This is a genomic window from uncultured Campylobacter sp., assembly GCF_938045225.1.
Taxonomy (GTDB): domain Bacteria; phylum Campylobacterota; class Campylobacteria; order Campylobacterales; family Campylobacteraceae; genus Campylobacter_A.
The window spans coordinates 1-7,696 of the sequence record NZ_CALINL010000038.1 but is presented as its reverse complement, the minus strand read 5'-3'; the positions used below and the strand labels follow the sequence as shown (position 1 = coordinate 7,696).

Below are 7,696 nucleotides of genomic sequence, written 5' to 3'. Positions count from 1 at the left end.
TTAGGCGTAAGATGATAGAATTTGATATAGAGCAAAGCGACGAAGCCTACGTTCCCGATCCGGGCTATATTTTTATAATGGGATTGTTTTACGGGATTATAGTATTTGTGCTGGGTTCGGCGGCTTTAAATTTGGGCTTTGCTAAGCTTGGAAACTTTTTGGGCAAGGTATCGTATTCGTATCTTGGCGGTCTTATCGCATGCTTTCTCATACTGCGAGGTAGCGGGTCGCACTATCTTACGGAGTTTTTGTTGTTTGGCGTAATTTTTGCGGCGATTTATTGGATGCTTAAGGATAAGGATTTTGACAGGGACGACGACTCGTATTCTAAACAGCCGAGAAAAGGGCGAATAAAAAGGCGGCGATAGCGTGTTTTGCGCTAGTCGCCTTGATAATGCGTGCAAATTTTACCCGCCGCGCTCAAATTTGCCTTTAAATTTGTGAGTTAAATTTAGCGCTCCGATCGTCAAATTTGCGCTCAAATTTCGGATTAAATCTCCCCCAAAATCTTTTTATAGTTACTAAAAATCGGCGAATCCTCGCCAAAATACAAACTCATCGCGCGCACGTAGCGATCGAGCGGATTTTGGATGCGGTTTAGCGTGAGACGCTTGCAAAACGGCAGGTCGTAGCTGCTTAAAATCACGCTAAAAGGTACGGGAAAATCGGTGCCGAAAAGGATTTTGTCGTGGATTTGCGTTTGGGTTTTTAGATGCGGCAGGATACGGGCCTTGTTTATGCACAGCAGCGCCGAAACGTCGGCGTAAAGCCCGTCAAACTCGCGCAGCCAACGAAGTAGAGTGAAGTAGTTGGCGCCGAATTTTTCGGGGTCCCTGGAAAGCACCGTAAAAGCGCCGTCGCTTGAGGCGCCCATGTGAGCGCAGACGATACGGCAACCAAGATTTAGCGGGGATTTTAGTTGCTCGATACTCTCAAGCGCCTTATTTGACGCCAGCGAGTTTTCGTCGCCCACGTGGATCACTAGCGGCAGCCCAAGCTCGCTAAGTAGCCTAAAATAGGGCTCATAGCGCTTGTCGTTTAGATTCGTCTCCCAGTACGAGTGCAGTAGCTTGCCGCCCTTAAAGCCCATTTTGTGGTACTTTTCGATCAGATTTAGCGCGTCTTTGCGGTTTGGATTTACGCTAAAAAACGGTATGACCTCGTTTGGATTTTGCTCGTAAAAGGCAAAAACATCCTCGTTTGAGGCGCAGACGGTTTTGTCCTTGTGCACGAGGTTTCCGCTCGCGTCAAATTTTGCATCGACGCCGAAAACTACGGATTTTTGGACGAAATTTGAGCTTTTAATCAGCCGCGCGAAGTTGCTTTTGTAGCCCTCAAAGCCGTTTTTTATAAGCTCGCGCCTGTTTATGTCGAATTTCTTAGCAAAAAACGCAAGCGCTAGTTTGTCGTAAAATCGGTCGAATTTCACGTCCGCGCTAAGCAAATGCGAGTGGATATCGACGGTTTTTATCTGCGTTAAATTTGCGTTTTGCAAGCCGCTAAGTTCGCTCTCCCGCACGGCGATTTCGTTAAATTTACCCCGCGAAAACCCGCTCGAATTTGCTTCGTTTGCGGTTAAATTTACGCTCGTTTCGGCAAATTTATCTTTGGCGTAAATTTGACTCGCGTTTTGGCAAAACCCGAGCGTTTCTGACGTAGCCGTCTCGCTCGCTCTTAGATTTGAGCTTAAATTTACCCGCGCGTTTTGCTCGGTTAAATTTGCGCGAGTTAAATTTGCCTCCGTTTTACGAGCCAAATTTAAGCCAAAGTTTGCGGCGTTTGTTTGGGCCGAGTTTGCCGCCGTTTTTCTGCCTATCAAATTTGTACCAAAACCCAAAGCGTCCAAGCGCTCATTTGTGCGGTAAAAATCATCTCGAAACATCGTTTCTCCCTTTTTAAAATTTGGCGAAATCATAGCCTAAATTTTAAAAAGTGTCAAGTGGTGCTTTACGCTTTATGATTTTCTAAGCTAAATTTGCGTAAGATTTCGTCAAATTTAACGAAAGGAAAGAGATGAGCTACAAGATGAGCGAGCTTTGCGAACTATCGCAAACGCCCAAATCAACGATACTCTTTTACGTCAAGGAAGGGCTTTTGCCAGAGCCCGTGAAGGTAAAAGATAACGTGCATCAGTACGGCGAGGATACGCTTTTGATGCTAAATTTCATCAAATACGTCCAAAACAACTTCCACCTCAGCCTAAAGGAGGTCAAGGCGCTCACGCAGCAAAAGGGTTTTAGCTTTAAGCGCTGCTACGAGGCGCTTTTTGATTCGCTCGATACCTTTATGGGGTCAAATTTCGCCCAGACGCTAAGCGCCGAGCAGGCGTGCGAGAGGCTGGGTATCAGCCAGACCGAGCTGGATAAATTTATAAAAGACGGATTTATCTTTATGCGAGGCGGCAAGCTAACGCAAAAAGAGGTCGAGATCCTGCAAATCGTGCTAGAAACGCAAAAAAGCGAGCGCGGGCGGGAAATTTTACAGACCTATATAAATTTAGCCAAGCAAACGGCCAAAATCGAAGCCGAGTGCGCGCGCGAAATTTACGCGAAAGCAAAGGATAAAAACGCGGCCTTAAAGCTCGTTTTCGATAATATCTTGATCCTAAAACCGTATATCTTAAATTTTCACACCTTTGATGCCTACAAAAAGGAGAACAAATGAAAGGCGTTTTTTCGGTTAGGGGCTTTTTGCCCTTTTTGATCGTTATGTTTATCAATGCGGTCGTGGATCTTGGTCACAAGATCACGATCCAAAACATACTTTTTAAGAGTATCGAGGATGAAAATTTACAGATCATCCTGACCTCGCTCGTAAATTTACTAATCTTGCTGCCCTACATCATGCTTTTTAGCGTTTCGGGCTTTTTAAACGATAAATTTTCGCGCACCCGCATCACTAGATACGCGGCGGCGAGCGAAATTTTACTCACGCTTTTTATCACTATAAGCTATCTTTGCGGCTGGTTTTACGTGGCATTTGGCACGACGCTGCTGCTAGCGGTGCAAAGCGCGGTATATAGCCCCGCTAAATACGGACTAATCAAAAAAATCGTGGGCGCAGAAAAGCTTGGCGCTGCAAACGGTATCGTGCAGGCCTTTACTATCGTGGCGATTTTGCTTGGCTCGTTTGTTTTCTCGGCGATTTTCGAGAGCTACGCCGCTACTAGCACGGATGCCGGAGAGATGATAAAATCGGTCTGGTTTATCGGCGCGATACTTTTTGTTTGCTCGGTAGCCGAGACGATTTTTACGTTTAAGATTCCGTTTTTTGAAGCAACCGATGCGGAGCTTAAATTTGACGCGAAAAAGTACTTTAAACTAGGCTACCTAAAAGAAAACACTAAGCACATCTTTAACAACAAAAACGCCTTTTTATGTACGCTGGGACTTTCGGTTTTCTGGGCGGTAGCGCAGCTGGTTATCGCCGTTTTCCCCGCTCACTACAAGGCTATGAGCGCGGATAATAACGTCATGATCGTGCAGGCGATTTTGGCCGTTAGCACTATCGGTCTGGTCGCAGGCTCGGCGCTAGCCGGCAGCTACTCGAAAAATCACATCGAGATGGGCATCGTGCCTTTTGGCGCTTTGGGGCTTTTTGCTTCGCTGCTTATGTTTGCGCAGGGTTCAAGTGCTGCGTTTATGACGCTGGCGTCGTTTTTGTTCGGTTTTAGCGGCGGCATTTTCATCGTGCCGCTAAACGCAAATATCCAATTTTTCACGTCCGAAGAGCAGATGGGGCGCACGCTAGCGGGCAGTAACTTTATCCAAAACATCTTTATGGCGGCGTTTTTGCTGCTTGCGATGGCGTTTAGTATATTTGCCGTTAGTACGCCAGAGATTTTCGTCATTACGTCGTTTTGCGTGCTTATCTGCGCGCTGGCGACGATAAAATATCTGCCGCATCTTTTTGCGCGTTTGCTTATCATGCCGTTTTTTAGGATCGGCTATACGATCAACGTCGACGGCGTCGAAAATATCCCGCAAAAAGGCGGCGTGCTGCTGCTTGGCAACCACATGAGCTGGATAGACTGGGCGGTGCTGCAGATGGCCTCTCCGCGCCCGATTAGATTTGCGATGCATAAGAGTTTTTATGAAATTTGGTACCTAAAATGGCTGTTAAATTTATTTGACGTGATCCCGATAGGCGCGGGCGCTAGTAAAAGCGCGCTAGAAAAGATCCGCGAGTGCCTAGACGCGGGCGACGTGGTGGCGCTGTTTCCGGAAGGACACATCAGCTATAACGGCCAAATAGACGAGTTTGCGCACGGTTACGAGATAGCCGCAAGCGATACGAACTCCGTCATCGTGCCGTTTTATCTGCGCGGTCTTTGGGGTTCGAGCTTCTCGCGCGCTCAAAAATACTACCAAAAAATCAGCCGTAAAATAGACGGCAAGCGCGCTATCAGGGTGAGTTTTGGCGCGCCTTTGGCACCTGAAACCAAAGCCCCGCAGGTGCGCGAAAAGGTCGTCGAGCTGTCGTTTTTTAGCTGGGCCGAGTATCTAAAAACCCTAGAGCCTATGCAGTTTAGTTGGCTAAAACACGCTAAAGCGGATCTGTTTAAACGCTCGATAGTAGATAGCACGGGCGCTGATCTAAACAATCTCAAGGTTATCGCGACGGTGCTAGTGTTTTTGTCTAAATTTAAATTCTCGTTTTTAAAAGAGCGAAACGTCGGCGTGATACTGCCTTCCTCGGTGATGGGTAGCATTATAAATTTGATGCTATTTATCAGAGGCAAGATAAGCGTAAATCTAAACTACACGCTTAGCGAGCAAAATTTGATCGGCTGCGCGGACAAGGCTGGGTTAAGAAGCATAATCACGTCGCGCCAGTTTATCGCCAAGCTAAAGGCTCGCGGCTTTGAGCTGGAAGAATCTCTAAAAGGCAGACTCATCTATCTCGAAGACGTCGCGCAAGGCATAAGCAAGGCTGATAAAATTTGCGCGATGCTAAAGGCGATTTTGATGCCGCGCTGGCTGCTTGAGCTTATTTATTTTCGCGACGTTCGCATCGACGACGATGCTACGATACTCTTTAGCAGCGGCAGCGAAGGCACGCCAAAGGGCATCGTGCTAACGCATAAAAACATAATGGCTAACATCAAGCAAATTTCAGAGATCGTAAATACGGACGGCAACGACGTTATCTTAGCGTCGCTACCGATATTTCACTCATTCGGGCTTACCGCAGCGACCTTTTTCCCGCTTAGCGAGGGTATCGCCTCCGCTCACGTGCCAGATCCCACAGACGCCTTTGCCGTGGGCAAGATGGTTGCTAAATACCACGCGACGATAATGTTTGGCACGTCGACGTTTTTTAGGCTCTACACCAAAAACAAAAAGCTAAATCCGCTGATGTTTTCTACGATCCGCTACGCGATAGCCGGCGCGGAGAAGCTAAACGCGGCCGTTAAGCGCGAGTTTAAGATGAAATTCGGCGTCGAAATTTACGAAGGCTACGGCACGACCGAGACCTCGCCAGTCGTTAGCGTAAATACCGCAAACGTGCTAGAGCCAGAGTTTTTTAAAGAGCTTGTTTTCTCAAAAGAGGGCAGCGTGGGCCTACCGACTGCGGGCACGATAATAAGAATCTGCGATCCTACAAGCCTAGAAAAGCTGGAAAACGGCCAGGCAGGCCTCATCCTAATCGGCGGCCATCAGGTGATGAAGGGCTACTATGAGGACGAGGAGCGCACGAAAGAGGCGATCGTCGAGCTAGACGGCGTGCGCTACTATAACAGCGGCGACATCGGCTTTTTGGACGAGGCGGGCTTCCTAACGATCACGGATAGGCTATCTCGCTTTGCTAAAATCGGCGGCGAGATGATAAGCCTAGGCGCGGTCGAGGCTCAAATTTCAGCCGTGCTGGGCGATGAGGCGACTTTTGTCTGCACCAACATAGCCGACGAGAAAAAGGGCGAGCAAGTCGTAATGCTATTTAGCGGCGAGATCGGCGAGGAGGAGCTGGCTGCGCGCATCAGAGCTTCTGCGATACCGTCCATCATGCAGCCTTCAAGGATTTTTAAAGTCGAAGCCGTACCGGTGCTAGGAACGGGCAAAGTGGACTTTAAATCAAGTAAAAAGCTAGCGGCCGAGTTGGTCGCTAGCGAGGGAAATTTGGGCACGGCGGAGGAAGCTTAAACTTACGCTACTATAGGCAAATTTGGCGGCTAGGTCGTCAAATTTGCCTATCGTCTAAGCTCTAGCAAAAGACCCTTGCAAAATTAAATTTTAAAACAGCGATACCCGCTTATAAACACCTAAGTTTAATCACAATATAATCATAATGAAAATAAAACAACAAGGCGAATTTTGAACTTAAATTTAAAACAAAAACTCTTCGGTAGCAAACTTAAAAAGATAGTTTGGTCGGTCGTGCTTTTTACGGCGATACTTGGCGCCGCATTTATCCGCATCGTGCCCGGCTACTCCACTTCGCGAGGCTTTGTCGTAGTTTCCCTCCCCGACTACGACAAATACAAGCAAGGATACTGCCTAAAAGAAGATAGAATTTTGTCTAAAGAGGAGCGCTTTAAGCGCGGAATTTTAGATACCTTAGACAGATCCGTATTGTTTTATGCCGCTATTACAGACAGATGCTATTATGTATATGACAATGAAGCTTGCAACTACGGCAATGGAGAATTTGCCGTTAAAGTGGGCTTTTATGAGACGGATAAATTTAATAACGATGATTGGTTGGAAGTTTTATCCAAAGAGTATGAGATAGAAAAACGTAAAAATCAAGACGCTTGGCTGCTGTATAGAAATATTTTTGTCGAGAAATTTCAAATGAAACCCGTAAATATAGCAGAAAGGCTAAAGATAAATTTAGCGGAGGGCTTTGCGGGCTTTGATATGCCAGTAATTGAATACAAAGGATTAAATAAATATCTTTTATATCTTGATAAAAGCTTTATTCTTTATGATGATTTTAAATTCAGTGCTATTTTGGTTAGAGTTCCTGAAGGATATACTCCCAAAGATTTATTGGATAGAAAGCAATATTATGAAAGAGAGATTCAAACCAGATCATATAGCGAAGATGACTTTAAAATCGACACATGTGGCAATAGCGATTTTAAAATTTATAAAAACAATGCCGAAGAAATAGCGGATCGCCTGGTAAGAGAGGACTTGTTTAAAGGCGGTTGAAAAGCCTAATCATTTGAAATTTACCAAGCAAATTTCAAATCAAAAAATAAAATTTAACACAAAGGATAAACAATGGCTGTATTTAATCTAAATTTAAACGACGACTATTCAAAACAGTTGCTAAGCTACTATATATGGGGCCAAGATACCCAGCCGACGGTCGGTAAAGTGGCGTCCGATAAATATATCACCGCGATAAAATAAAAGGCGAATTTTGAACTTAAATTTAATACGCCTCGCCGCGATGATAAATTTTGGGTTTTAGCGGTTATGGATAGCGTAGAAAATAGCGTCGTTTCATCGCGGTTTATCCGCATGTGCGGTCAAATTTGCTTGATAAAACGACTAACTAGCCTGCCTAAACGCCAAACGGCTACCGCAGACTAGCTAAATTTACACCAAATCCCTGCTGCTAAAGATAAAATATCCGCTAACAAGCATAATCGCGCCTAAAATCAGCGGGTAAAAAATCGAGTAAATAACAAATCCAAACGCGCTAAAGTTGTTTAGCACGAAATTTGACGCCACGCCGATAACGG

The 7,696-nt window shown here is 45.8% G+C and carries 6 protein-coding genes; 5 read left to right on the top strand and 1 reads right to left on the bottom strand.

The features are described 5' to 3' along the window. Nucleotides 1–368 (top strand): hypothetical protein (locus Q0200_RS02180; RefSeq protein WP_297937186.1); only part of this gene is annotated, 368 nt, incomplete at its 5' end. A gap of 122 nt (nt 369–490) precedes the next feature. Here the strand turns inward: Q0200_RS02180 and Q0200_RS02175 are convergent. Next, the gene (locus Q0200_RS02175; protein WP_297937184.1) at nt 491–1,882 is read right to left on the bottom strand and encodes an amidohydrolase family protein; all 1,392 of its coding nucleotides are present in this window, start codon (nt 1,880–1,882) and stop codon (nt 491–493) included. A 131-nt stretch (nt 1,883–2,013) separates the two neighbouring features. Between Q0200_RS02175 and Q0200_RS02170 the strand changes: the two genes are divergently transcribed. From Q0200_RS02170 to Q0200_RS02155, 4 genes are all read left to right on the top strand, one after another. Then, nucleotides 2,014–2,664: a MerR family transcriptional regulator gene (locus tag Q0200_RS02170; RefSeq protein WP_297937182.1), complete on the top strand. Its 651-nt coding sequence runs from the start codon at nt 2,014–2,016 to the stop codon at nt 2,662–2,664. Further along, nucleotides 2,661–6,143, top strand: a complete 3,483-nt coding sequence (locus Q0200_RS02165; protein WP_297937180.1) for an acyl-[ACP]--phospholipid O-acyltransferase — start codon at nt 2,661–2,663, stop codon at nt 6,141–6,143. The genes Q0200_RS02170 and Q0200_RS02165 overlap by 4 nt, the downstream gene beginning before the upstream one ends. A 171-nt stretch (nt 6,144–6,314) precedes the next feature. Continuing rightward, the gene (locus Q0200_RS02160) at nt 6,315–7,157 is read left to right on the top strand and encodes a hypothetical protein (protein WP_297937178.1); all 843 of its coding nucleotides are present in this window, start codon (nt 6,315–6,317) and stop codon (nt 7,155–7,157) included. A 72-nt stretch (nt 7,158–7,229) separates the two neighbouring features. Continuing rightward, complete coding sequence (locus tag Q0200_RS02155) at nt 7,230–7,361, top strand: hypothetical protein (RefSeq protein ID WP_297937176.1); 132 nt, start codon at nt 7,230–7,232, stop codon at nt 7,359–7,361. The last annotated feature ends 335 nt before the right edge of the window (nt 7,362–7,696 follow it).